The sequence below is a fragment of the Streptomyces sp. NPDC088254 genome (assembly GCF_044740925.1).
GTDB lineage: Bacteria > Actinomycetota > Actinomycetes > Streptomycetales > Streptomycetaceae > Streptomyces.
Map to the genome: position 1 here is coordinate 384,515 of NZ_JBIURQ010000011.1, position 26,037 is coordinate 410,551.

The following is a 26,037-nucleotide window of genomic DNA, read 5'->3' on the forward strand; positions in this document are numbered from 1 at the left end:
CCCGCCGGACCTCACGCGGTCTTGACGGTGAAGCCCTGGGCCTTGGCGTAGGTGGTCAGGCGCGTCTGCCATGCGCCGAGTGCGGCGACCGCGTCCTTCTTCCTGGTGAGGGCGGTGCCCACGGTCTCGGTCCAGTCGGTGACGGCCTGGTCCAGGAACGGCGGCCACTGGAAGTCGGTGCTGACGGTCTTGCCGATCTCGGCGAACACCTGGTTGACCTTCTGTCCGCCGTAGAAGGAGGGGGCGTCGGCGGTGAACGCCGGGTCGGCGAGCAGCTGCTTGGTCGCCGGGAAGAAGGACTGCTTGGTGTTGAACAGCTTCGCGCTGGCCGGGTCGCTGTTGAGGAACTGCGCGAACACCGCGGCCGCGATCGGGTTCTTGGTCTGCTTGATGACGGCGCTGGTGGAGCCGCCCCAGTTGCCCGAGCTGGGCTTGGACGCGTCCCACTGCGGCAGCGGGGCCGCCCGCCACTTGCCGGCGGTGGACTTGGCCGAGCCGGAGAGGAAGACCGGCCCCCAGGCGGCGGTGATCCAGGTGGCGTACTTGCCCTTGTTGAGCGCGGAGAACCAGGCGTCGGTGAAGTCGGGCTCGACGCCGATCACGCCTTCCTGGGCCAGTCCGCCCCAGTAGGCGGCGAGCTTCTTGGAGATCGCGTCGTCGACGTCGATGGATACCTTGCCCTTGCCGGACGTCGCGTATGGCTTGGCCCCCGCCTGCCAGAGCAGGCCGTGCCAGGCGGCCGCCTCGTTGCCGGCCAGGTTGGTGAGGTAGACCTCCGGGTCGGCCTTGTGCAGCTTGCGCGCCGCGGCGGCGAAGTCGTCCCAGGTCTTCGGCGGTTCGATGCCGTGCTTGTCGAAGATGTCCGCCCGGTACAGCATGCCCATCGGGCCGGTGTCCTGCGGGATCGCCCAGATCTCGCCCTTGGGGCCGCTGACCTGTCCCCAGGTCCAGTCGACGAAGGTGTCCTTCAGCTTGTCCGCGCCGTAGGGGGCCAGGTCCAGCAGGCTGTCCGTGATCGTGAACGTGGGGATGGCCTGGTACTCCATCTGCGCGACGTCCGGGGCGCCGCTGCCGGCCTTGATCGCCGTGCGCACCTTCGTGTAGTGCTGCACGCCCTGGCCGGCGTTGACGACCTTGACCTTGACGGCCGGGTACTTCTTCTCGAAGAGCGCTATCTCTTGGTCGATGTCCGGCACCCAGGTCCAGAACGTCAGCTCGGTCGGCGTCTTCATCGCCTTGTCGATGTCGGCCTGGCTGACCGGCTTGGAGGACGAGGCGGTGGATTCGCCGCCACCGCCGCCGCAGGCGGTCAGTGCGGCGCCCAGCGAGACCGCTCCGGCGGCGGTGAGGAGGAGCCGGCGGCTCATCTGGGACGGGCTGGGGATGGCGTCGGGTCGGTGCATGGGAACTCCCGCCGATGGCTGAGGAACGGCACGCCGAGCAGGGGCGTGCGCGGAGAGGTGGTGACACGAGGAAGCTCGGACGTGAGGGCCGGGACGCGGAGGCCGGCGTGGCTCGGGTGCACGTCTTCGCGGACGCCGTCCGACGGGAGCTCCGCCTGCTGCGGAGGGGAGGCCCGTGGACGGAAGGGCGCGGGTGGAGCGGAGAACCGCGGTGGTGAGGCGGTCAGCGCCCGGGGCCCGCACCGTGTGAGGGCGCGGCCGGGGCCATGGGGCGGGTTCGGAGACCGGTGGGGCGGCTCGCCTCACGACTCCCGCCGGGGTGACGGGGCTGGTTCTCGAATCTGTCGATGCTGATCAGCCGTGCGTCGGCGCACCTCCGTCCAGCGGCGGGCCGGGCCGGCCCCCACTCGGAGAAGGGGCGACGGATCGGCCGCGGCGCGGGGTCTTCCGGGCCGGCGGGGGCGCGGTGGAGGCGCGGACCACGAGGTCGACCGGTGGGTCGTCGGCCGGCAAGGGGGGCGCGTCCGGGTTCTCGATGGAGTGCACGAGGCGTTTGAGCCCTTCCTGCGCCACGGTGTCGAAGGGCTGACGCATCGTGGTGAGCGGAGGGGTCACATAGGCGGCGACGGGGATGTCGTCGAAGCCCACGACGCTGACGTCCTCGGGTACGCGTCGGCCGGCTTCCGCCAGCGCCCGAATGAGCCCGATCGCCATGTCGTCGTTGGCGGCGAACACTGCGGTCAGGTCGCCGTCGGCGGCCAGTTCACGGCCCGCCGTGTAGCCAGTGGATGCAGACCAGTCGCCCTCCACGACGGGCGGTATCCGCCGGCCGTGCGCGGCGAGCGTCGACCGCCAGCCCTCCAGCCGGTCCCGGGCGGCGTACCAACGCTGAGGACCGGCGAGGTGGTGGACGGTCTCGTGCCCCAGCTCCAGCAGGTGCTCGGTCGCCGCGCGCGCCATCAGATCGGCGCCGACGCCGGCGGCGAGCGTCCTGGGCGTGGACAGGGCGGGCGAACCTAGGACGAGCACCGGCACGTCGCCGCGGGCGGTGAGGTTCTCGCCCTGTCCGTCGTCGATCGGCTCGGAGATGATGATGCCGTCCACACCCTGCTCGAGGAGCGAGTCGACGGCGCCGGCGACGCCTGTCGGGTCGCCTTCCAGGGTGTTGACCACGCGGAGGGCGTAGCCGGTGTCCCGTACGGCGCGCTCGACCCCCATGATCAGGGAGGCGGGGCCGTACAGGGCGGTTCCCAGCGTCACCACACCGATGGAGCGGGTGCGTCCGGAGGCCAGTGCGCGGGCCGCGTTGTTCAGCCGGTAGCCGAGTTCCTCACCGGCCTCCAGTACCCGGCGGCGCACCTCCGCGGAGACGTACGGCTCGTCGTTGTAGACCCGGGAGACCGTCTTCTGCGAGACGCCGGCCAGCCGGGCCACGTCCACACTGCGCGGTGCAGCGGAACTCCCGCCCCGCCCTGCGCCTCGCCTCATGGTGACTCCGGATACCTCGTGACCGATGACGGTCCTGGGACTGTCTGACTGCGCTGTCATGTCTACGCAGTCAGAAGGCAGTCGTCAAGTGTCCGACACGAATTCGTAACCCGGTGCGGATCCGGGCCCGGAGCAAGCTGGCCGATGACGGCGGCAGAAGCGTTGGGGTCTTCGAGCCGGTCGTCGGGCTTCTGCGCCCACTGACCCCGCGCATCCGCAGGGCAAGACGAGCATTCGCTCACCGCGGCGGCCGCCCGCCCGCACGGGGCGCCGTTCCACAGCCTCTTCAGGCGGGACCCGGCGCGCTGAAACGCGGCCCCGCCTCACGATCGGCGTCTTCGTATGGCTCCCGCCCGGCCCGCGTGACCACCGGATCAGGGCACCCAGCGGGTACGTCACCCTCGGGCTCCGTGGCGCCTAGTACTCCAGCAGAACGAAGGGAGTGACGGTACTCGCCGGCCATGATCGACCCCGACCGACGCACCTACGTGCCCTATCCGGCTGCCTCATGCCTTGCGGAGCTCGTAGAGGATGCCCCAGGACGGCCTTGCCACACGAGGTGGCCGGAAAGCATCCCTCGAGCTCGAGCGCCGACAATTACACAAACCAGGCTGAATGAGGCACACCTATAGGCGAGCTGGCAGTTCTTGCGATCAGTGCACTACGACAATACACCGAGAAACACCAGCTTCGTTACCAATCTGACACCTTTTCATGTGTAGCAAAACGGACTTAAAGTGCCAACTTCACGCGAGCGCAAGCCTGGATGACGAATGCACGCTTGTGGACACAACCACTTTCAGCCACATGAGGTCGTACGTGCGGCTACGCTCGGAGCCATGTGCGCCAACATTCAGGACCAGGACGGCGACTACTGGGAGTTCTGGAACTAGTACCACTTGTGCACCCTCACGACGCTGCGCCCGGATGGCCGCCCACACGTCGTGCCGGTCGGAGTCACCGTGGACGCCCGTGCGGGTATCGCGCGGGTGTCGAGGTCGCCATCCACCGTGCGATGGGCCACGTAGGTGCGACCAAGCCCACTGCGGCGAACGAAGCGGCCTGAGAACCAGCTTGGCGGCCTCACGCTCTGGATGTCAGTCGGCCCGTGAGGTCGGAAACCCCAAGGCTACGGCTTCCACTCGTCCTCCAGGATCGAGTGCACGATCGAATCGCGCCATCGGCCGGCCTTCTGAATGTGGCCGCGGATCGTACCTTCCTCGACCATGCCTGCCGCTGTCATGGTCTTCGCCGAGGCCTGATTGAGTGGGGAGCGTGCACCCCACACGCGATGCAGGTTGAGCTCCTCGAAGCCGAGACCCAGCAAGAGTCGGACGGTTTCCAGGCCGTAGCCGACACCCCACGCGTCCGGGCGCAGCGCGAAGCCGAACGTGGCCGCGCGCTGCTGGTGCGGGTCTATGGCTAGCCTGCCGAATCCGATCAGTGCATCCGTGTCCCGCTCGACGACGGCGAGTGCATACTCGTTGCGCGGCGCCTCGTTGGCCGAGGCGATGGATCGGGTGATGATCTGGCCGACCTGTTCGCGGGTGCGCGGCTCGAACGACAGGTGCTCTGTCGCTTCTCGGCTGCCATAGATGGCGTACACCCCATCTACGTCGTCACCGGTGAGCTCACGGAGGCTGAGGCGCTGGCTGGAGCGTTGGACCGGGTACATACCAGGAACCTTATCGCTGAGAGCCCGAGGGGAGGGCCGGTCGCCGCGGTGCGTAGACGGCGATCTCCTCTCGCAAGTCGCGAGCCAGTACGGCGGTGTTGGCGCCGGTGGACATGAGCGCCTGTCGAACACGCTGAGCGGAGACGACGATGCCGTTGTTCCGGTAGGTGGGCGGGAGGTCGAGGACGGGGCGGATGGCGTGAGCGGCACCGTCGACATCCCCGCTGTACAGGAGAACGAGGGCCTGGTTGCACTGGGCGCCTGCCAAGTCGCCGAACGCCCAGTTGGGGTTCTCGCGGTCGCTGAAACCCTGCACAGCCCGCTCGGCCTGCAGAGCGAGTTCCGCATCTCCGTGGCCGAGGAGTGCCTCGGACTCGACGGTGTAGTACGTCTGCTTCTCCTGCGAATAGGTGAGGAGTCCGCCCAGCTGGTCGAGATCGTCAAGGACGACATTCTCACGCCGGTCGGTCGCCTCCCGGTTCGCAGAACGGACGGTCTCCTCGTCACCCAGCGCGGCCGCAGCGCGTGACTGCAGGCCGAGAAGCCACAGACCGACGGTGCCGTTGAGGCTTGAGGAGAGCGCCGCCCCCTTCTGCGCGTAAAACAGGGCATCACCGGGCCGGTCCGCCCAGTACTCGACGAGGGATTGCAGGCCGTGGACGAGCGCTGTCAGGCCCGGGTGTTCGGCGTCCTTGGCGAAGGCGGCGGCGAGCAGACTCATCGTCCTGGCCTGCTCGCGGTCCTCCATGTCGTTGAACCCCTTGGCTACGAGGAATGCCAGCACGCCGGCCATGAAGTTGAGGTCACCGAGCTGTGACGGTCGGTGCTTCCCGGTCTCCAGACTGAAGATCACCTGGTCTTGGGCGTCCAAAAGGTCATCCCAGATAGCCGAAAGCGGCACCCGCGGGTAGTCGGTGACCAGCCGAGCCACCTGATCGTGAAGCAGCGGCAGCGTGTTGTTTCCCAGCCTGTCGCGATCCGTCTGCAGGACGTAGTTCCTCGCGCGTCGAACGGCCATTGCGCCGCTCCTTTTCATCTCGCTCAGTTCCATGCCGGGTTCGGCATGGGATGCAATGGGCGACGTGCCGACCAGAGGAACGAAGTCCGGGGCACCGCCCTCGGAGACGTCGGTCCACAGGGCATCGATGGTGTAACCGAGCATTTCGACGATGGCCGGACGAAAGACCTTCTGAGGCTTGCGCCCCTCGTAGAACCATCCCTCGAACGTCTTGGGGGCAGGGTCCACGTTCGCCAGACCGAGCCGCTCAGCGGCCCTTCTGTACGGCGGAAGGAACTCGTCGGCGCTCCGAATGCCGCGCCTTTCCAGCTCGGTCCGGAAGAACAGCACGGTGCCTCCAATCCCGTCCGTCAGCACGTCCCTGACATCACGTTAGAGCTTTGTCATCATCCAGCTGCCTCCCACAGACCGTACTCACCGGTTTCGAGGTACGTCCGAGGAAAAGCCGGGGACGACCGTCAACTTGGCGCCGCGGGCCGAGGACGGCTTGGGGGTAGAGCCGTCCGGCTGCAGTTGCAACGCTCGTACCAGCCCTGGCAGAGAGTGCCCGAGCGAGCACAATCATGGAAAGCAGAGGTCACCGTGAATGCGCAGAAGGTGAGCGCCGCTCTCGGCCTTCCCTCGGTTGACGAAAGCACAGTCGCGGCACCGTCCCTGGGGGACGAGCCACTACCGGGTCGCGAGCCCAACGACGGCAAGGAGCCGACTCCTGTCCGTCCGCAGTCGTGGAAGCGCAGCTGGCGTGCGGAGGCCTGTGTCCCCAGACTTGCTCGTCTGCACGCCCGGACGCGGCTCAGCATGATGTCCTGGTCAGGCGATCAGGACTCAGCCGTGCGGATCGCCACCGAAGTGGTGCGCAACGCCGTGCAACACGTCGGCTCGGGCGTGGTCGAACTGAGGTTGTCCGTCGACCAGGACGAGGTGCTGTTCCTTGACGTGACGGATGCTCACCCTGGGGACGGCGGACTCGACGGGGCTCTCGCCGGCCGTGACGGAACGGGATTGTGGCTCGTGCGGCGTCTGGGCGGCGAAGTCAGCTGGGTCCCCGCCGAGTCAGGCAACGGCAAGACCATTCGAATCCGAGTACCGCCCGGCGAGATCGGCACCACGACCTCGCCCGTCGACGCTCCCTGAGCGGTCGTTGGGCCGCAGCCGCCCCACCTCCCCCACGGTCTGAATCCGGCTGTCGCTCGGCGGCCTTCCAACCCCCCAGAGGTTCTGATGTCTTTCTTATGCGTTCAAGGCGGTCCCCCGCTGTGCCGGTCGTCGTCTGCCACCGGACTCACGGCGGCACGCTGATGGCCGGCAACAGCATGTTCCTCACCCCTCACCCGGCGGGTCAGGACGAGGACTTGCGTCTCGCTCTCGAAGACCTCCTGCTCGACCGCTGGCTCTCCACCAAGTCCCTGCTCGCCAACACCCACACCTGGGCGCTGCGCACGTCCCGCAGCCAGGTCCTGGCAGCCGGCGCCGCTATGGGCGAAGCCATCACGGCGTGGTGCGCTGAGGAGCCCGCCGACGCCAACGCCTTGGTGATGCGGGCTCGCGTCCTGACTCACCGGGTTCTGAGCGCTCACCGCCTCACAACGCGCGGTCACGGTTTGCTCCCCCGCCTCAGCGCCGCCCGCGCCGCGTGCGAGGACGCAGCTCGCCGCTGGCCGGCTGACCCCGTCCCTTGGGTGTGCATGCTGGCCCTCGCTCAGCTGGACGTCGACCACCGGCACCGGCACTCCGTCGACCACTGGGCGAATCCGCCGGAGGCCATGCTGCCCTGCGGGCCGTGGCCGCTGCTGTGGCAGGTGGACCGGCGGGACTCGCCGAACCGGGAGGCGTACCACCGGATGCTCCAGTGCATTCAGGCCCGGGGGCAGGGAGCAGTGGATTTCACGCGATGGGTGGCCTCTCAGGCCAAGCCGGGTTCGGTTTTGCTCACTCTCCCCCTGTACGCCTACGTCGAGGACTTCCGGATCCGCACGGCGAGCGGACAGCTCGCCAGCACGCTCGGGTACTGGACCAACGAGCAGGTGCGGTACTACGTCGAGCTGGCCAGAGACGGATGGTTCGCCCACATCACCGACTGGACCGCCTGCTCCATGGTGGACCTGAACTACCTCGCCTGCACCCTGACCGCCTGCGGCCTGCCCGGCGCGGCAGAGGCGTTCGAGGCGATCGGCTCCTTCGCCATGCCCGCGCCCTGGCAGCAGGTCAGCGAAACACGCTGGTGGCAGGACGACTTCCTGCAGGCGCGCGCCTTCGCCCTGAGGAGGCGGTCCATCAGATGAAAAGCCGCGCACCGCCGCGAGGTCACCCTCGCGCCTTCCCTTCCTTCACCCCTTCGATCCAGAGGATTCTTCGGTGTCTCCGAGAAGTGCCGCCCACAGGCTGGTCGACGACGACGCTGTCCTGGCCGGACTCGGCTACCAAACCGTACTGGCACGTCGTATGGGGCCGTTCGGCAACTTCGCGATCTCCTTCTCCGTCATCAGCGTCCTGTCCGGTTGCATGACCCTGTACGGGTTCGGCCTGAACACCGGCGGGCCGGCCGTGATCATGTGGGGCTGGGCCGTCGTAGGGCTGATGGTCCTGCTACTCGGCATGTCGCTTGCCGAGGTCACATCCGCCTACCCGACCTCCGGCGGTCTGTACTACATGGCGCACCGGCTCGGCGGTCCCCGCTGGGCCTGGGTGACCGGGTGGCTCAACCTGCTCGGGCTTTTGGGCGCCATCGCCGGCATCGACTACGGCGCCGCCACGTTCGTCGGCGCGTTCGCCAACCTCCAGTGGGGCTTCAGGCCGACGCCCGAGACGACGCTTGTGATCTTCGCCGGGATCCTGTTGCTGCACGCCCTGCTCAACGTGGCCGGCGTCCGCCTGGTCAGCGTCTTGAACTCGCTCTCGGTGTGGTGGCACCTCACCGGAGTCGCGATCATCGTCGGCACCCTGGCCCTGGCTCCGGCCGATCACCGGAATGCCGAGTTCGTGTTCACGCAGTTCAACAACGACACCGGCTTCAGCAACGGGCTGTATGTGACCGCGCTCGGACTGCTGCTGGCGCAGTACACCTTCTGCGGCTACGACGCCTCCTCTCACCTTTCCGAGGAGACGACGCAGGCTCAGGTATCGGCGCCAAGAGGTATCGTCCGCTCGATCTGGATCTCGTGGATCGCAGGGTTCGTCCTGCTGGCCGGTCTCACGTCCTCGATCCAGGACTATGGGGGCACCCAAAGCAGCGTCACCGGCGTGCCGCCTGCTCAGATCTTCCTCGACGTCATCGGGCCTTCCGGTGCCAAGACCCTTCTGCTGCTAGTGATCGTGGCCCAGCTGTTCTGCGGCAATGCCGAGACCGCCGCCGCCTCCCGCATGGTGTTCGCTTTCTCCCGCGACGGGGCGGTGCCCTTCGCAGCCACCTGGCGTCGCGTCAGTACCCGGACCAAGACACCGGTCGCCGCAGTGTGGCTGTCGGTGGGTGCCGCACTCGTCCTCGCCGCGCCGTCGTTGTACTCACCAACCGCCTACGCCGCGGTCACCGCGATCAACGTCATCGGGATCACCCCTGCTTACGCCATCCCCGTCTACCTGCGGCTGCGAGCCGGAGACAGCTTCCGGCCCGGGCCTTGGAACCTCGGCCGGTGGAGCAAACCCGTCGGCTGGACCGCCGTCATCTGGGTCGGATTCGTCACCGCCCTGTTCTGCCTGCCGCAGGTATCCCCGGTCACCGCCTCCTCGTTCAACTACGCCGGCTTCGCCCTGGTTACCGTCCTCGCCCTGGCCTGGCTTCTGTGGATCACACAGGGGCGCCGCAACTACCGCATCCCCGCCTTGGGTGACACCGCGACCCACGCCTCCCTCGCTGAGGACGTGGTCTGATGGGCAGCCGGCACACCGGACACGAAGACTCGCTCGCCGGGCTTGTCTCCCTTGAGGACTTGCAGGCCGCAGTGGAACGCGAGGACATCACCACGGTCATGGCGGCAGTCCCCGACATGCTGGGCCGTCTTCAGGGCAAGCGCCTCAACGCCCCGATCTTCCTCGACCGGATCGCCAACGGACTGACCGCTTCGGAAGCATGCGCCTACATCCTGGCCACCAACGTAGGCATGGATCCACTCGGCGCCTTCGACCTCACGGGCTGGGACAAGGGCTTCCAGGACATCGGCGTGGTCGCCGACCTGGACACCCTGCGGATCCTGCCCCACCAGCCCGGCGTGGCCCTCGTGCACGGCGACGCGGTTCACCCTGACGGGGCATCCGTACCCATCGCGCCGCGCCACGTCCTTCGCACCCAGCTCGATCATCTGGCTGCCCTCGGCTTCGAGGCCCGAGTTGGGCTGGAGAGCGAGTTCGTCCTCTGCGAGGGCGGTCAGCCTGTGGCCCGGCACAACCTCGACTACGCCCTCGATCACCCCCCGGCCCTGAGCGACTTCATCCGGTGCCTCGAAGAGGTCCTGCCCAAGTCCGGCGTGCCGGTCGAGGCGACCAAAACAGAAGGCGCGGCAGGGCAGGTGGAGGTCACTTTCCCATACGGCCCGGCGCTCCCGGCGTGCGACGACTACACGGTCTACAAGCAGACCGTTCGGGACCTGTCCAGACGTCGCGGCCTGACTGCGACGTTCATGGCCGCACCGTTCACCGGCGTGGGCAGCGGGCTGCACATCCACTTGTCTCTCTTGAAGGACGGCTCGCCGGCCTTCACCACGGGTGCCGGCGAAGACCTGCCCGAGACAATGCAGCACAGCATCGCCGGACTGCTCTCCGCCATGCCGCACCTGGCCCCTCTCTACGCGCCCAATCCCAATTCCTACAAGCGGTACGCCACCGCACACTCCTTCGCGCCCCAGTACATGAACTGGGGCCGCGACAACCGGGGATGCGCCGTCCGCGTCACAGGCCACGGCGAGGGCAGCCGCCTGGAGATCCGCCTCCCCGGGGCCGACGCCAACCCTTACCTCGCGCTGGCTGCCTCGCTCGCCGCGATCGTGCACGGCCTCACTGAGGAATTGACTCCGCCTGATCCCTGCCGGGGCGACGCTTACGCAGACCTGCAGGCACCCCGTGTTCGACGGGATCTGACCGAAGCAGTGGCGTACTTCGACGGCAGCGACCTCGCGGAGGGCCTCTTCGGAGCTGGGGTGGTCCGCCACTACGCCATAGCGGCTCATACCGAGGTCGCCGAGCACCGCAGACAGGTCACCGACGTCGAGCGGGAACGAGGGTTCGAGCGAGCCTGAGCGACCGGCGCGTAGCCGCTTCCAGCGACGGCTCCTGGTTGGCGTCCTCGCTGGCGACGAGCCCCCGGCTAAACCACCGCAAGCACCCCAGAGAACAGGTAACCGGATGACTTCCAACGATGACTCGACTGTTCGCGAACCCGCAGTATGGCGTGCGGACATGGTCCGCGCGCTTCGTGACCAGGATGCGATCGTCTCCGAGCGTGTCAGTGCTGCTTTCGCCTCAGTGCCCCGGCATCGGTTCGCACCGGACGCGCCCTTGGAGGTCGCCTACGACCTCCACCGCACCGTGCCGGTCAAGAAGGACGAGCACGGGCAGGACATCAGCGTCATGTCCGCCGCTCACCTCCAGGCCGTGATGCTGGAGCAGGCGGACATCGCGCCCGGCATGAAGGTTCTGGAGATCGGCTCGGGCGGCTACAACGCCGCCCTCATCCAGGAGCTCGTGGGCAACGAGGGGATGGTCACCACGGTCGACATCGACCGTGACATCGTCGACCGTGCCCGCCAGTGCCTGGACCACGCCGGCTACGACCTGGTGAAGACGGTCCTCTCGGACGGCGAGGCCGGTGTCCCGGGCGGCGCGCCTTACGACCGGATCATCGTCACGGTGGCCGCGTGGGACATTCCCCCGTCGTGGATCAGTCAGCTCGGCGAAGCGGGCAGGCTGGTCGTCCCACTGACTGTGCGGGGCACGACCCGTTCGATCGCGTTCGACCGCGACGGCGAGGACTTGGTCAGCCGCTCGTACCGTCTGGCCCGCTTCGTGCCCATGCAGGGCGAGGGCGCCTCCAAGGAACGCAAAGCACTGCTGCGGGAAGGCGTTGCCGTACAGACCGACGACGCACGGGTTCCTTTCCACGCCAAGGCGTTGAACAGCGCCCTTGACACGGCCAGGCGGGAGTTCTGGTCGGGGGCCGCTTACGATCTGCCCGACGAGCTGGAGCTGTACCTCTCGCTCAATCTGTCGAGCCCTGCTCGGCTGCATGCGTCGAAGGACGTCGTCGACAGCGGGCTCGTGGAGGCATCGGCTTTGCTGGGTGTGCCGGCGCTGATCAGCGAGGACAGCATCGCGTACCGCACCCGCCGTGAGAACGAGGACACCGGAGGCTTCGAGAGCGGGGTGGTCGCTCACGGCCCCCAGGGCGAGGCTCTCGCGGACGAGTACCTGAAGTTGCTGCGGTGCTGGGCCCAGAACCACCGCCGCCGAGGCGCGGCAACGATCAGGTTCCTGCCGGGCCCCGCCTCCTCGTCTCTGCCCGAGAACAGCGTGCCCAAGAGACACGGCGTCGTCGCGGTGTCCTGGCACTGAAAGCTCCGGGGCCCGATCACGGGCTTCGGCCTCTTGCACCATCACCCACTGCCAAGGAGGCATGCATGACCGTTCAGATGGACCGCCCGGTTACTCAGCCGGACACCCCTCAGGGGGCGTTCGGCCAGGACGACTTCGACCTCGACATCACGATCGTCGAGGGCGGCCCCGCCGCGGATCAGCTCATCCGTCTGACGAACGACGGCTGCGGCTCGACGTGCGCGTCCGCGTGCACGAGCTGCCCGTAACGACACAAACCGCGTAATCGCGGTGCCCGGCCGTGCCGACTGCGCGGCCGGGCACCGCGCAGCCAAAGGAGGGTGTGTGTATCGCTACGTCGACGCAGCAGTGGTACGGGCGGCCGCGTTGGGCTCCGCCCATCAGATGGATTGGCCCGACCTGGTCGGACCGTCCGCGAACACAGCGTCCTGGCGGGCGTGGCTGCAACGGACCTGGCAGACCGTCGACTTCGCGACCGCCGTCGAGACCGCCAGCCCCGACTTAACGAATCGAGTGGACCAGATCTGCGCTGGTCAACCGTTTTCAGGCACCATGGCACGCCGCACGGTGCTCTCGGTGATGCGCTACCTGCTGCGGGCCCGTACGCGCGCGACACCGTTCGGACTGTTCGCCGGCATTGCGGCCGCGCGCATCGGTGCCGCTCCCACGCTGCGGGTGGGCACCGAGCATCAGGTATCCACCAGACCCGACGCAGCACAGGCTGCGGCCCTGATCGACCGTTTCGAGCTGCACAGCGGGGTACGGCCTCATCTGATGCTGCTCACGTCCAGTCTCGTCGTCGCGCGAGACGGATATGTGGTGATCGAGCACCGTCCACGCGGACGCGACGGCGCCCGCGACCACGTGCAGATACGCATGACCGAACCGGTCTGCACAGCGTTGAACGAGGCGCGGACTCCGATCTCGTGGAGCCACCTCACCGCAAAGCTCTCAGCCTGTTTCCCGACCGCGTCGCACACGATGATCGAGAAGCTGCTCGCGGGCCTGGTCAGGCAACGGTTCCTGATCACCAGCCTCCGCCCGGCGATGACGACCACCGACCCGCTCGCCACCCTCCTCCCCCACTCGCGGCACCTCGCGCCAGATGGGGCGCAGCAGTTACGCGAGGTGCCCAAGACCGTGGTCGACCTGCGGCTGGACTGGGACCTGGTCATCCCGGAGACGGTGGCACAGGAAGCGGCAGCGGCAGCCAGGGCACTCACCCGTCTCGCACCCCGCCCGGCGCTGGCCGGATGGGCCGAGTGGCACAGCCGTTTTCTTGAGCGGTACGGGCCGAAGGCGGTTGTCCCCGTCGTGGACGCAGTCGAGGCGCTCGGGTACCCGTCCGGCTACATCGGTTCCCCCACTGCGCCGATCTCGTTCCCTCAGCCCGACCGTGACAGCCGGCTCATCAAGCTCGCCCACACCGCCGCGAGGCAGCGTCTCCTCGAAGTCGAGCTCGACGATGCCGCGCTCGAGGAGCTGGCAACCACTGATCCGGACCACTGTGTCCAGCCGAGCACCGAGGTGACCGTCCGAATCGACGCCGCGAGCGTTCCGGCACTGCGGAAGGGCGAGTTCACCCTGCACGTCACCGGGGTGGCGCGCTCGGCCGGAACGACCACCGGTCGCTTCCTTGCGTTGCTGCACGACGACGACCGCCGCCGCATGACCGAGGTGTACGCCAGGCTGCCCGGAGTGCACCGGGGCGCGCTCCTCGCGCAGATCAGCTCTACCCCACTGTCCGCACCCGCCGAGAACGTCGCACGTGCCCCGCAGGTGACCGAACTGGCAATCACACTCGGTGACTACCACGGCTCGGACACCCGCCTCATCCCCCTCGCGGACCTGGCCGTGACCGCCGACGTCGAACGGCTGCACCTGCTCTCACGCTCCCGCCGACGGCCAGTACACACGCTGCTGCTGAACGCCGTAGAGCTGAGGCATCACACTCATCCGCTGGCCCGGTTCCTGACAGAGGCACCCGTCGCACTGGCCGTCCCGTGCAGCGGCTTCATCTGGGGCGCTGCCGCCTCTCACCTGCCGTTCCTGCCGGCGTTGCGCTACGGGCGCACAGTCCTGTCCCCGGCCCGCTGGCTCCTCGCAGGCGGCGACCTCCCCGCCGCGCCGACACCGTGGCCACAGTGGGACGAGGCCCTGGCCCAGTGGCGCCAGGACATGCATCTGCCAGAACGGGTGTACTTGAGCGAGGCCGACCAGTGCATGGCCCTGGACCTCAAGGAGCCTTCACACCGGGCCCTGCTGCGCGCCCACTTGGACCGCGACGGCACGGTGACGCTACGCCCCGCGCCGCAGCCGACAGACTTGGGCTGGACGGGCGGCCGCGCCCACGAAGTCGTCATCCCTCTGATCGCAGAACAGAACGTCACCCCGGTCAAGGCAACCAGTCACGTCGTCGGCCGCGAGCACGGCCACCTGCCCGGTTGCGGCAATCACATCTATCTTCAGTTACATGGACCCCGAGATCGGCAGAACTCGCTCCTGACCCGGCACCTGCTGCCCCTTCTGAAACAACTGGGCTCCCCCCGCTGGTGGTTCGTCCGCTACCCGGACCCCCAGCATCACCTGCGCGTTCGTCTGACCTGTGCTCCCGGCACCCTCGGTTCTGCCATCGAGCACATCGGGCAGTGGGCTCAGCAGCTTCGGCAGAGCGGTCTGATCACGCATTTCGGCGTAGAGACTTACCATCCGGAGACCGCTCGGTTCGGCGGTATTGCCGCTATCGATGCTGCCGAGGAGTACTTCGCCGCCGACTCCGCCGCCGCCTTGGCCCAACTCGCCGTTCAGGGCGGCAGGGACGCCCCCGATGCCCGCGCGATCACCGCCGCGAGCATGGTCGACATCGTCACCGGTCTGCTCGGCGAGGGCGCTGACGCGATGCACTGGCTCATCAAGCGGACACAGACCAACCGGACAGCGCCGCCTCGCGCCGTCTACCGCCAAGCCGTCGACCTCGTGAACGCTGCCCCTGAGTGCCTGGACGAGCGCATCACGACGGCCTGGTCGGCGCGCCGCCTGTCCCTCGCTGCCTACGGCCGCACGCTCCAGGTGACGGCCACACACCCCCAGGATGTTCTGCCGGACTTGCTGCACCTCCACCACGTCCGGGTGTGCGGGCCGGGACTACCCGAGGAACGCGTCCACCTGCACCTGGCCAGAGCCGCCGCCTTGAGTTGGACGGCACGAGCAAGGAGGACATCGTGACCACGGCAGCCTCCGCCCTCGCCGCGCTGTCGGCTGCCGACCAGGTGGCCCACGCACTGACCGACCCCAGAGCCGTGTGGTCCGGCGACCGGCCCGACGGAGCTCGCGCCTTGCCACAGTCGCTCGCCGACGGAGCCTCGGGCATCGCGCTCCTGCACATTGAACGGGCCCGCACCGGTCACGCCGACTGGGACACCGCGCACACCTGGCTGGCCACAGCAGTGCGCGGCGAGGTCAGCGCAGCTGCCAACGCGAGCCTGTACTTCGGCGCTCCCGCCCTCGCGTACATCACACACCGCGCGGCCAGCGCATCCGGCCAGTACCTACGAGTCCTGGAACTGCTGGACACAGCGACCATCACCGTCACCCGGAACCGCCTCGCCGAGGCCCACGAGCGCATCGACCGCGCCGAGCGGCCTCCCATGGAGGAATTCGACCTGATCACTGGCCTGTCAGGGCTGGGTGCCTATCACCTCAGCCGCCACCCCCACCACGAGATCACCCGCGATGTCCTGTCCTACCTCGCACGCCTGACCGAGGCCGTACCCGACCCGGACGGATTGCCGCCGTGGTGGATGAACGTCGCCCCCACCGGCTCACCCCACATCGACTTCCCCGGCGGGCACGGCAACTTCGGACTCGCCCACGGCATCGGCTCCGCCCTCTCCGTGCTATCCCTGTCCCTGCTACGCGACCTGGGCGTGCCCGGCACGGTCGATGCGCTCGAACGGATCTGCGCCTGGACCGACCAATGGCGCCAAGGCGACGAGAGTGCCCCTTGGTGGCCGGGCTACATCTCGAGGCAGCAGACAACTGACAACCACATCCAGCCAACTCTTCGCCCGCGACCATCCTGGTGCTACGGAGTCAGCGGCACTGCCCGGGCCCAGCAGTTGGCTGGACTCGCTCTTCGAGACCCCGCCCGGGTGCAGGCCGCCGAGAACGCAATGCTCGCGGCCCTGCGCGACCCGCTGCAGCTGAACAAGCTCCCCGAGGTCGGGCTGTGCCACGGCATGGCCGGCCTGTTGCACACGGCGTGGCGGATGGCCACCGAGACGCGCAACACCGAGATCGCTTCGGAGCTGCCGACTCTGGCCCACCGTCTGATCATTGCGATCGACCAGAGGACCCACGACCCCGAACTCCTCGACGGCGTCACCGGAGCGGCCCTCGCCCTGCACACCCTTGCCACGGACAGCGCGCCCCCACCGCATTGGGACGCCTTCCTCGCCCTGGCGTGAAGACCCTGGAGACGCCTCGTGAACTCACCCACCTGGTGCCAGATCAACGTCGCGTTCCCGGACTGGGGACGCGCCGAGCACATCGCCCTGACCCGACTCGCCCCGCTCCTGTGCACGGCAGAGGACGAGGGCGCACTCACCTCTTGGTTCATCATCCGAAAGCGCCCCTGCTGGCGCGTGCGCCACCTGTGCGCTGCCGACGGGCAGGACCCCATCGGCCCGCACCTCGACAGGCTGACAGCCGAGGGACACGTCAAGACATGGACGGAGATCATCTACGAACCGGAGATCCACGCCTTCGGCGGCCCCGAAGCCATGGCATCCGCCCACCACCTCTTCCACCGCGACAGCCGGAACCTCGTCGACTTTCTCCAGAGCGACGCCGGCCGCCACCGCCGCGAGACATCCCTCATGCTGTGCAGCCTCTTGATGCGCTCCGCCGGACTGGACTGGTACGAGCAGGGCGACGTCTGGGCGCGCGTCGCCGCACACCGCGCGCTCCCCGCCGGCGCCGCACACGGCGGCGATCAACTGCTCACCACCGTGCACCGACTGATCTCCGTGAACGGAGAGGACATGATGCGCGCGGGTGGACCGCTGGCCCACGCCGCCGAATGGGCCGGCGCCTACGCCGGTGCCGGAACGGACCTGGCCCGGCTAACAGAGTCGGGACAGCTTCGCCGTGGCCTGCGTGACGTCGTGGCGCATCACGTGCTCTTCGCATGGAACCGGATCGGCTTGCCCTACGCCACCCAGGCCATCCTCGCGACCGCCACGAAGACCGTCATATTCGGTCCGGACCCCACCAGCGAGAGGAGTACCGCGGACCGTGTGGAAACTCCCTGATGCCGCAGCCCAACGCTTCCCCCTCATCGCCCGACCCCGCCCCGCCTGCCTCCCCTTAACTCAGCGCGTACACGCGCTGGCCGCACTCGCCGACCTCGCGGCGCAGTCCGGCGACCCGGGCGTGGCCTCCACGGTGTATAACCAGGCCGCATTGCTCGCCTCTGATGTAGGAATGCCGGACCTTGCCCGAACGCTGTGCCGCCAGCATGCCGCGGCCTACCTGCACGCTGTCCCCTTGCCTGGCACGACCGCGATCCGGGCTCTCGAACCTGCGGTCAATCTGGCACGTCTGTCGATCCGCGCCGGTCGGTACGACGACGGCCGCGAACGCCTGCTGACGCTCTTCAACGCTGTGAGCACCGAGTCCCCGGCTCAGGTCGGGTGCATCGCCATACCTGCCTGCCTCACAGAGAGCACCGAGGACCGCCATGTGGTCCGTGCTTGGCTGTGGCGGATCCTTCTCGCCGACGGGACGCGCGCCTTGACTGCAGCCGGCCGCTGGAGCGAAGCGCTCTCCCATGTGGAGACCCACCGCGGCGTCGGGCAGCGCATGCTCGACGGCCGCCAGGTCGCCATCCTTGCCGCCCTGGCTGCGGGAAACGCACTCGGCGCGGCCAACCTCCTGGCCGCCACGGAGTCCCCAGACCCCTGGCAGGACGCCGTCACGAGCTGCCTGACCGTCCTGTGCCGGCAGGCAGCGGGGCTGCCATGGCGGGGCCCTCTGCAGAACCTGGTGACCGCCTACCTCGAACGACCGGACAGCGAGGACCTGGTCGTGTTCAACACGCGGCTCGGACTCGCGGTGCTGGACGCACTTCCCCCGCCCGAGGACGCGGTTGCGCGTGTGATCGTCGCGGAACTGCACCGCCGGACGATCAAGGCGACTGATGGATACGCCGCCCACGAGACACTGGCACACCCCTTGTTCACCACTCTCTCCACCGCTCGAGAGGCGCAAGAATGCCGTGCCCTCGTCCAGGCCTGTGGCCTGGGAGCGGGGTCACTGGCCGATGGGCTGAAAAGCCATCTCGTCGAGGCGCTACGTGTGAGCGACCAAACGATCCGCGAGAGCCTTGCCCACCCGAATCGGGCTGGCACCGTGGAACAGGGTCGATCTCGATCAAGGTGATGCCGGTCGTCGTCACGCGACATCCGGCTGGAAGTCCCATGCGTCACAGGCATTTCGGAGATCGGCGATTCGGCCAACTTCGAGCCGCTCTCGACGGCCCAAGCGCCGCGGCCACGCGTTCGACCCCTGGAGTTTCAAGGGCTTCGGCGCGTCCGGAATCGAGCGCGTTCGATCCGGGAGGCACCTCGTTATGCCGTGCACCGCCGAGCCATCCAGGTGCGGCCCCGACCCCTGAGGAGGGATGCAGGTGACTGTGACTGACGCCTCGACCGCAAACGGGGGGCCACCCCCTCCACCGCCGGCCACGATCAACTTCGAGGGCAAGTTCGGGAAGAACCCGCTGGCAGATGCCGGTTTCGGGGCGATGTGCCGACGCCTCCCCTCAGTACTCGGGCACACCGCACGGATGGCGTGGGCCGTCGACAGGAGCGGCGTCGCGCTGCTCCTCGTATGCCAGTTGCTCACCGGTCTCGCAGCGGGCATCGTCCTCGCGTTCACCGCTCAGGCGATGACCCACATCCTCGCCACGGGCACCGTGTCCGAACGTCTGCACGCCGCGCTGCCCGCGCTGATCGTGGTAACGGCGGCCGCAGGAATCGGCCGCATCAGCAGCGCCCTGTCCTCCTACGCCGACGGTCGGATCACACCTCTGCTGACGACTGAAGCCGACGTCGCTCTCGTCACGGCCGTGTGTCGCGTGGAGTCATCCGCGTACGGAGAGGACGGCTTCGCCGACCGACAGGAGGCAGCCGAAGTAGGAGTCACACGGACCCGCATGATGGTGCAAGACGCCCAGCGATTCATGTCCGCCCTCATCCGCATGATCGCAGCGAGCGGGGTCATCACCGCGCTGCACCCGCTGATGTTGCCTTTGCTCCTGCTGGCCGTGCTGCCAGCCGGCGCCGGGGCCGTGCTTTCCGCCCGCGTCGACTACGAGACCCACTACCTCAACGTCGGCGACCGCAACGTGCGCTCCATGATGCGCTGGTGGGCCACCTACTCCCGCTACGGGGACGAAGTCCGCGCCAACGGCATGACCGACTACCTCATCTATTGGTACCGGGCACTGTCAGCGCGGATCGATCAGCGCACCTTGACCGCCGCACCGCGGATGCTGCGCATTGCCCTGTCGACCAGCGCCCTGAGCGGAATCTTCCTGCTGATCACCTGGGCCACCCTCGCCTGGCTGGCGACCACGGGGCGGGTCGCCCTTCCCGTCGCGGCCACCGCCATGGTCGCCGTCCAGACCACACTGGCCGCGCTCTCCCAGTTCGTCATCCACGGAGCCGCGATGTTCCACACGGCCCTCTACCTGGCCGACATGCGGTCCTTCCTCGACATGGCCGGTGAACGCGCTCCCAGTCGGGGCGAGTTGACCATCGCGGATCGAGTGGACGAGATCCGCCTCGACGAGGTCGTCTATCAGTACCCCGGCAAGGAGAAGCCGGCCGTCGCAGGGGTGTCGCTCACGATGCGCCGCGGCGAGATCCTGGCCATCGTCGGCGAAAACGGCTCGGGCAAGTCGACACTGGCCAAACTCATCACCGGCATCCTCCTCGCCGACAAGGGCAGTGTCGTGTGGGACGGCGTCGATCTCGCAGACGCTGACCCTGACGCCGTGTGGAAGCGCACCGCGCTCGTCCCGCAAGGCTTCGCGTGCTGGCCCCTGCGCGTCCGCGAGAACATCACGCTGGGTCAGCCGAAGACCTTCGACGACGGACCCGTGTGGGACGTCGTCGACGCGGTCGGCATGCGCGAGGTGATCGAGCAGCTGCCCCAGCAACTCGACACGCTGCTCGCCAAGGAACTGTGGGGCGGGGCCGAGCTGTCCGGAGGACAATGGCAGCGACTGGTGTGCGGGCGCGCGCTCTACCGACAGACGCCACTCCTGATTCTGGACGAGCCGACGTCACAGATGGACGCCCGCGGCGAGCACGCGATCTTCCTGGAGATCAAACGAATCGCCGCCGAGCGCATGACGATCGTCGTCACCCACCAACTCCAGAACACCAAGATCGCCGACAGGATCATCGTCATGGCAGACGGCCGGATCGCCGAGCACGGCACGTACGACGAACTCGCGCACGGCGGCGGTCTGTTCGCCGAACTTCTGACCCTCTCCACGGACCGCTGACCGACGGCGCAGCCATTTCACTTGGCGTGATCTTGCGGAAGCAAGGCGGTGGAGCCGCCGCCCCCGGGCCTTGGTCCGCTTGGTGAACCGCCGCAAACCTGCCGCGCGTCGGACTGGCTAAGCTGATCCAGCACAACGAAACCACCGCAGAGTCCACAAACGCTACTCGACCCCACGGGTAAAGTAACAGCAAAGTCCCTACAAAAGAGCAGGTCGGGAAGTGTCCTCTCCGCGCGAGCGGAGGTGAGCCGTCGTCGAGGCCGCCCCACCGGTGCACCACCACGTCCTCTCCGCGCGAGCGGAGGTGAGCCGGCGATGGCGTCGGCTCGGGTGGCGGCGTACACGTCCTCTCCGCGCGAGCGGAGGTGAGCCGTCGGCTGTGGGACGGTCGCCTCGCGGCGTGTTGTCCTCTCCGCGCGAGCGGAGGTGAGCCGCTCTCGGGACAGGTGAACGAGCTGAAGGCGGAGTCCTCTCTGCGCGAGCGGAGGTGAACCGTCGGCGATGGTGAGCGTGAAGTCAGATCCGTCGTCCTCTCCGCGCGAGGGGAGGTGAGGCGTGCTCCAGAGCCAAGTCCCGGCTTTGCGCCAACAGCGTCTGTGCTGGTCAGGGCTCATTGTCAGTGGGCTCTGATAGCAGTGTTCCGTGACGAAGTATCAGGACGACTCACGAGTGTGCGCCTGCCCCGACCCCAGGCTTTGGGGCAAGGAGCACGGTCTTGACCACGCGTACCCGGTGATGTGCCACATGTTGGACGTGGCAGCGGTCTTCGGCGTGCTGTGGGACGTGTTGTTGTCCGATGCCACGCGAGAACGGTTCGCCGAGCAACTGGCCTTGGGCGTGACGGACTGCCGGGCGGTGTTGTCGTTCTGGGCAGGCCTTCATGATCTGGGGAAGATCACACCCGTCTTCCAGGCGCAGGTGACGTCGCTGTTCGACAAGGTACGTGCCGATGCGGCGTATCTGTTCGCGCCGGGTGCCGAACGGGACAGAGGGTTCCGGCACGAGATGGCGACGCACTGGTCGCTTGCCACGCTCCTTGCCGAAGAGGGGTATTCCACCGCGCGCGGTAGCTCCGGGGTGGGTGGTGCGACGGCACCGTTGGCTCATTGGGTGGGACAGTTGCTGGGCGGCCACCACGGGACGTTCGGGGCGAAGGTGTCACCGGTGAAGCTGCGGGCGCCGAGTCACTACCAGCCGGGGCTTGGGGAGGACGGCTGGGCGGGACAGCGGCGGCTGCATTTCGAGGAACTGCGGCGGGTGACAGGCGGTGCGGCGGTGCCGGGGGGTGCGCTTTCCGCGGACATGGCGGTGGTGCTGACGGGTCTGGTGGTCACGGCTGACTGGCTGGCGAGTCAGATCGGTGCGATTAAGAGCATCCAGCCTGCTGTCGGAACCTGGCAGGGATCGCCTGCAGACGTTGACGCGCACTGGCGGCGGGCGGGTGCGGCCGCGTCGGGGCTGGTGGCTCAGGCGCAGTTGGGCCGGGCCACGTACGAGGCGCAGCGCTTCGGTGAGATGTTCCCGTTCGCCCCGAATCCTCTGCAAGGGGATCTCATAGAACACTTGCCGGGGTTGGTCGCAGAGCACGGCCCCGGACTGGCGCTGGTGACGGCACCCACGGGTGATGGGAAGACGGAGGCGGCGTTGTACGCCGCGTCCGTCCTCGGCCGGGCGGCGGGGGCTCGGGGGATGTATGTGGCGCTGCCGACCATGGCGACGGCGGACGCGATGTACGGGCGGGTCAGAAGGTTTGCTGAGGTTGCGCTCGGTGGGGAGCGGGCTCTTACCTTGCTGCACTCCATGGCCTGGTTGAACCCCTTGTACGGGCAGGCGGCCACGGAGGCTGCCGCTGCGGCGGTAAACCAGGGGCGGGCCAGCGAGATCAGCGCGGATGAGGCGACGGCGATAGTGGCGGACGCGTGGCTGCGCGGATCAGGGCGGGGCTTCCTCGCTCCATTGTCCGTGGGCACCATCGACCAGGTGCTGCGGGGGGTGCTGCCGCTTCGGTACAACGTGCTGCCGTTGTTCGGTCTGCACGAGAAGGTCTTCATCGTCGACGAGGCCCATGCCTACGGACCATGGATGCACAAGCTGCTGCTCAGTCTTCTGGAGTGGCTCGGCGCCCTGCGCTCGCCGGTGGTGCTGTTGTCGGCCACGCTGACCGGCAGCACGGCCGCATCACTGGTCAACGCCTACCGCCGTGGTGCGGGCTTCCTGGATCCGGCCGCTGTCACGCCACGCTATCCGGGGTGGGTGTACGCGAGTGCGGGCACCGGCGAGGTGTCCGCACCTCGAGCGACCGGCAGTGACCGCCCCCGCACCCTCGACGTGACGGTACGTCGGGTGACCTGGGACGTCACGTCCGCACCGGTCATGCCGGCGCTGTCCGGCGGCCGCCGTCAGGCACTGCGCGAGGAACTACAGCCGGTCGTGGACGAGGGCGGAACGGCTCTCGTCTGCTGCACTACGGTCGCTGAGGCACAGGCCACCTACCGTGACCTGCATGCCGCGTTCCCGCACCTGGCGCGCCGGGAGGGCGGCATCCGGCTGCTGCACTCCCGCTATCCGGCGAACGTCCGTCAGCGGATCACTGCTGACTGCGAGAGCGCGTACGGCAAGCCGCGTACCGACCAGCCGCCGACGGTGCGGCCGGCGTCGATCCTGGTCGCGACGCAGGTGGTGGAGCAGTCTCTGGACCTCGACTTCGACCTGATCATCAGTGATCTGGCCCCGTTGGCACAGTTGCTGCAGCGCGCGGGCCGCGGCCGCCGCCATTCGCGAGGGCCGGGCGGACGACCGTCGTGGGCACGGACGGAGGACCGGCCGCGGCTGGTCGTTCTCGATCCCTTCCTCCGCCCGCAGCGGGCGGACAAGCCGGTGTCATGGGGTTCGGTCTACGACGTGAGCCTGCTCATCCGCACATCGCTGCTGCTGGCCGAACGGGCTGCGGCGGGCATCGTGGTGCCGGGGGGTGTGCAGGAACTCGTGGATGCCGTGTACGCGCCGGACTTCGTCGACGGTCTCGACGCGGCGGTCAAGCGGGAACTTGAGTCCCTGGACGTGGAGCGGCAGGCGTCACAGATGGCCGAGACCGACCTCGCTGCCGTGGTGGGAATCAGCGGTCCCGGAGACGTCCAGGGCCAGTTGCACCTCATCAGCCGTCGCCTTGAGGGTGTCACGGAGGAGCTGCTGACCACGCGGCTGGGAGCAGACACCGGGCGGGTGCTCTGCGCCTACACGCACCCTGACGGCTTCCTCTCCGTCAGCCCGGACGGTTCGGGCGGCGCGGTACCCGGCTTGGACGGAAGAGCCCTGAGCCGGGACGACGTCGCCGACGTCGTCGCCTATACCGCGCCGGTGCCCGGTACGTGGGTGCGCGAGAGAGGCGAAGTCGACAAGGACCACCCCGTCCGTTGGAAAAAGGTCTCCACTCTTCGGGACGTCGTCCTGCTCCCGATGACCCGAGCTGCGGACGGTCGGTGGGTCTGCCGCCGCGGTGACCGGACGATCGTCGTTTCGGAGGTCGGTCTTGAGCGTTTGTGACCGACTTCCACGAAACCTTCACTAAGAGCAGCAGTCTTCGCTACGGTTCAACCGCACCTGATCCAGGGGGAACTTGGGAGCGCCTGCTTGCGCAGGCAGGGGGATGTGACGCGTTGGCGTCTGAGAGCGGCAGTCGGCTCACCCCCGCTCACGCAGGGACCCCAGCCTTATTGTGTACGCCCTGGGAGCCTCATGCCCGCGACACCGAACATCCTGTACGACCCTCTCGTTCCCGTGCGCTGGGCGCCGCACGCTGACCGGCCTGATGCGAGGGAATTGCCCCCCAAGGTCGGCCTGCTCGAGCTGCTTCTACGCAGCCACGACATCGAGAGCCTGGCAATCGCCGACGCGCCGGCCCACTCGGCGCTCCTGCGGCCGCTCTACGCGCTCACCGCCCGGATGACGGGGCTGGACGAAGCGCGTCAGGGGCCCGAGGAGTGGCTGGAGCGACGGGAGGAGATTTTGGAGGAGGGCCGGCTACCGGCGGAGGGCATCGAGGCGTACGCCGCCGCCTATCGCGACCGCTTCTTCCTGTTCGACACGAGCGCGCAGGGCCGTCCGTGGATGCAGGATCCGCGCCTCGCTCACCAGTGCGATCCTGCTAGCACGGCGGGGGTGAACAAGCTGGCAGTAACGCGCCCGTCGGGCAACAACCACAGCTGGTGGACCCACGCCCTGGACACCCGCCCGGGCCCGCTGTCCGCTTCGGAGGCTCTGCTCAACCTGCTGACTTGGCATTACTACGGCCCATCCGGCCGCTGCTCGTCGCGTGAGGTGAACGGCGTGAAGAGCGCCAGCTCGGCGGCGGGCCCGCTGCGTTCGTCTCTGTCGTATCACCCGGAAGGCGCCACTCTCTTCGAGACGCTGCTGGCCGGCCTGGTCCCACCGGAGACGGCCGTCAGGCGGGAGCAGGACCGGTGCCCGTGGGAGTGGGATGAGCTTCCCGACCCTGACGGCCCACCGGCCGCCCTGACCGGGCCGTGCTCCCGCCTGACCGCCGCATCGATGCACGCCCTGCTCCTGGTGCCCGACGAGAACGACGCCTCCGTGGTGGGGAACGCCTACATCACCTGGGCCTACCGCCAGGGCCGCGGGACACGACCGGACGACGACTACTTGATCTGGCAGATCAGCAAGCAGGGCAACGTCTACCCGCGGCCGGCCGACTCCCAGCGAGCGTTGTGGCGGGACCTGGACGCGCTGCTGTTTATCGACCCGCCCGGCGTCGCGCAGCCGAGGCGGCCCAAGGTGTTCGAGTGGGCCGTCGAGCTGCCGCTGGACCTGCGGGTGCATGCTCTGGGCTTCGAGCAGGACGGGCAGGCCAAGGACACCCAGTTCGTCGACGCAGTGACCCCGCCGGTGCTCGCCTTCGCCGAGAGGCGCTCGGCCCGCACCCAGCCCGCGGTGGGCCGGTTGAGGGCGATGGGAGAGCGGTTCGGCATCCGTCTGGACCGCGCCGTGCGCCGGGCCTGGCGGGCCTACGTGAACGACCCGAAGGACAGCGCGCAATCCTGGGCGCAAGAGGGCGCCGCCCGGTATTGGCCAGCGGCGGAGGCCGAGTTCTGGACCCGTTTCCGTCTGCTGGACCGGACCGGGAAGGCCCTCGACGCAGGCCTCGACACCGCCACGGCACGCAAAGCGTTTCTCCAGCTCGCCATCCGCGCCTACGACGAGGTCACCGCCTCGGTGACCGGCACACAGCGCGGCGCCCGGGCTGTTGAGGAGGCGCGGGTCGAACTGTTCGGCGATCCCCGCCCCCGCAAGCCCGGCAAGAGCCCCGCCGCATGAACCAGCC

At 68.3% G+C, this 26,037-nt stretch carries 17 protein-coding genes, 1 pseudogene and 1 CRISPR repeat array; of the genes and pseudogenes, 14 read left to right on the plus strand and 4 right to left on the minus strand.

Annotated elements, in window-relative coordinates; genetic code table 11:
- Positions 1-11: 11 nt before the first annotated feature.
- The gene (locus ACIOC0_RS30860) at positions 12-1,403 is read right to left on the minus strand and encodes an ABC transporter substrate-binding protein (protein ID WP_402159024.1); all 1,392 of its coding nucleotides are present in this window, start codon (positions 1,401-1,403) and stop codon (positions 12-14) included.
- A 354-nt stretch (positions 1,404-1,757) separates the two neighbouring features.
- Positions 1,758-2,891, minus strand: a complete 1,134-nt coding sequence (locus ACIOC0_RS30865; protein WP_402159025.1) for a LacI family DNA-binding transcriptional regulator — start codon at positions 2,889-2,891, stop codon at positions 1,758-1,760.
- Between the two features lie 899 nt (positions 2,892-3,790).
- Between ACIOC0_RS30865 and ACIOC0_RS30870 the strand changes: the two are divergent.
- Positions 3,791-3,883: pseudogene (locus ACIOC0_RS30870) on the plus strand (pyridoxamine 5'-phosphate oxidase family protein); the annotation flags it as partial.
- A 137-nt stretch (positions 3,884-4,020) separates the two neighbouring features.
- Here ACIOC0_RS30870 and ACIOC0_RS30875 read toward each other — a convergent pair.
- Both ACIOC0_RS30875 and ACIOC0_RS30880 read right to left on the minus strand, forming a co-directional pair.
- Complete coding sequence (locus ACIOC0_RS30875) at positions 4,021-4,566, minus strand: GNAT family N-acetyltransferase (protein ID WP_402159026.1); 546 nt, start codon at positions 4,564-4,566, stop codon at positions 4,021-4,023.
- A 10-nt stretch (positions 4,567-4,576) separates the two neighbouring features.
- The gene (locus ACIOC0_RS30880) at positions 4,577-5,941 is read right to left on the minus strand and encodes a hypothetical protein (RefSeq protein WP_402159027.1); all 1,365 of its coding nucleotides are present in this window, start codon (positions 5,939-5,941) and stop codon (positions 4,577-4,579) included.
- Between the two features lie 225 nt (positions 5,942-6,166).
- Between ACIOC0_RS30880 and ACIOC0_RS30885 the strand changes: the two genes are divergently transcribed.
- The 13 genes from ACIOC0_RS30885 (at position 6,167) to casA (ending at position 26,030) form a co-directional block, all read left to right on the plus strand.
- Positions 6,167-6,718, plus strand: a complete 552-nt coding sequence (locus tag ACIOC0_RS30885; protein WP_402159028.1) for an ATP-binding protein — start codon at positions 6,167-6,169, stop codon at positions 6,716-6,718.
- A 164-nt stretch (positions 6,719-6,882) separates the two neighbouring features.
- Entirely contained in the window at positions 6,883-7,866 is a 984-nt protein-coding gene (locus ACIOC0_RS30890; protein WP_402159029.1) for a hypothetical protein, read from the plus strand.
- A gap of 73 nt (positions 7,867-7,939) precedes the next feature.
- A complete protein-coding gene (locus ACIOC0_RS30895) occupies positions 7,940-9,451 on the plus strand; it encodes an amino acid permease (protein WP_402159030.1) in 1,512 nt (503 codons plus the stop codon).
- A complete protein-coding gene (locus ACIOC0_RS30900) occupies positions 9,451-10,812 on the plus strand; it encodes a glutamine synthetase family protein (protein ID WP_402159031.1) in 1,362 nt (453 codons plus the stop codon). Before ACIOC0_RS30895 ends, ACIOC0_RS30900 begins: the two co-directional genes overlap by 1 nt.
- A gap of 106 nt (positions 10,813-10,918) precedes the next feature.
- The gene (gene fxlM, locus ACIOC0_RS30905) at positions 10,919-12,124 is read left to right on the plus strand and encodes a methyltransferase, FxLD system (RefSeq protein WP_402159032.1); all 1,206 of its coding nucleotides are present in this window, start codon (positions 10,919-10,921) and stop codon (positions 12,122-12,124) included.
- 65 nt (positions 12,125-12,189) lie between these two features.
- On the plus strand, positions 12,190-12,372 hold the full coding sequence (locus ACIOC0_RS30910; RefSeq protein ID WP_402159033.1) for an FxLD family lanthipeptide: 183 nt from the start codon (positions 12,190-12,192) through the stop codon (positions 12,370-12,372).
- Positions 12,373-12,448: 76 nt separating this feature from the next.
- On the plus strand, positions 12,449-15,349 hold the full coding sequence (locus ACIOC0_RS30915; protein WP_402159034.1) for a lantibiotic dehydratase: 2,901 nt from the start codon (positions 12,449-12,451) through the stop codon (positions 15,347-15,349).
- Positions 15,346-16,590, plus strand: coding sequence for a lanthionine synthetase C family protein (locus tag ACIOC0_RS30920; RefSeq protein WP_402159035.1), 1,245 nt, complete (start codon positions 15,346-15,348; stop codon positions 16,588-16,590). The genes ACIOC0_RS30915 and ACIOC0_RS30920 overlap by 4 nt, the downstream gene beginning before the upstream one ends.
- Before the next feature lie 18 nt (positions 16,591-16,608).
- Positions 16,609-17,436: a thiopeptide-type bacteriocin biosynthesis protein gene (locus tag ACIOC0_RS30925; RefSeq protein WP_402159036.1), complete on the plus strand. Its 828-nt coding sequence runs from the start codon at positions 16,609-16,611 to the stop codon at positions 17,434-17,436.
- A complete protein-coding gene (locus ACIOC0_RS30930; protein WP_402159037.1) occupies positions 17,420-18,565 on the plus strand; it encodes a hypothetical protein in 1,146 nt (381 codons plus the stop codon). The genes ACIOC0_RS30925 and ACIOC0_RS30930 overlap by 17 nt, the downstream gene beginning before the upstream one ends.
- Positions 18,566-18,806: 241 nt before the next feature.
- Positions 18,807-20,699 carry an ATP-binding cassette domain-containing protein gene (locus ACIOC0_RS30935; protein ID WP_402159038.1) on the plus strand — a complete coding sequence of 631 codons (1,893 nt, stop codon included), beginning with the start codon at positions 18,807-18,809 and terminating at the stop codon, positions 20,697-20,699.
- 222 nt (positions 20,700-20,921) lie between these two features.
- Positions 20,922-21,255: a CRISPR direct-repeat array (repeat unit 29 nt; unit sequence GTCCTCTCCGCGCGAGCGGAGGTGAGCCG).
- Between the two features lie 86 nt (positions 21,256-21,341).
- Positions 21,342-24,242, plus strand: a complete 2,901-nt coding sequence (locus ACIOC0_RS30940; protein WP_402159039.1) for a CRISPR-associated endonuclease Cas3'' — start codon at positions 21,342-21,344, stop codon at positions 24,240-24,242.
- A gap of 192 nt (positions 24,243-24,434) precedes the next feature.
- Positions 24,435-26,030 carry a type I-E CRISPR-associated protein Cse1/CasA gene (casA, locus tag ACIOC0_RS30945; RefSeq protein WP_402159040.1) on the plus strand — a complete coding sequence of 532 codons (1,596 nt, stop codon included), beginning with the start codon at positions 24,435-24,437 and terminating at the stop codon, positions 26,028-26,030.
- The last annotated feature ends 7 nt before the right edge of the window (positions 26,031-26,037 follow it).